The organism is Vibrio jasicida CAIM 1864 = LMG 25398, from assembly GCF_000400365.1.
GTDB lineage: Bacteria > Pseudomonadota > Gammaproteobacteria > Enterobacterales > Vibrionaceae > Vibrio > Vibrio jasicida.
The window spans coordinates 1-206 of the sequence record NZ_BAOG01000064.1 but is presented as its reverse complement, the minus strand read 5'-3'; the positions used below and the strand labels follow the sequence as shown (position 1 = coordinate 206).

The following is a 206-nucleotide window of genomic DNA, read 5'->3' as shown; positions in this document are numbered from 1 at the left end:
GATTTTTTGCTGATATTGTCGATGCCGATATTGCCAACCTTGATCGCTATGTATAATTGGCTTTGAGTTCGGTCTAAGCTTTGATATCGCTTCCGTCAACATATCAATGACAAGCGGCAAACAGGCATTTTTAGCTACTCTATAAGCAACCACCTCTTGAGTAAACAAGTCGACAACCGGAGACAAGTACACTTTCTGCTCTTTGA

At 41.3% G+C, this 206-nt stretch carries 1 protein-coding gene; it reads right to left on the bottom strand.

What is annotated here, in order from left to right; all coding sequences use genetic code 11:
* Positions 1-206, bottom strand: a 206-nt coding sequence (locus VJL_RS18755) for a DDE-type integrase/transposase/recombinase (RefSeq protein WP_038880350.1), incomplete at both ends; no start/stop codon positions are given.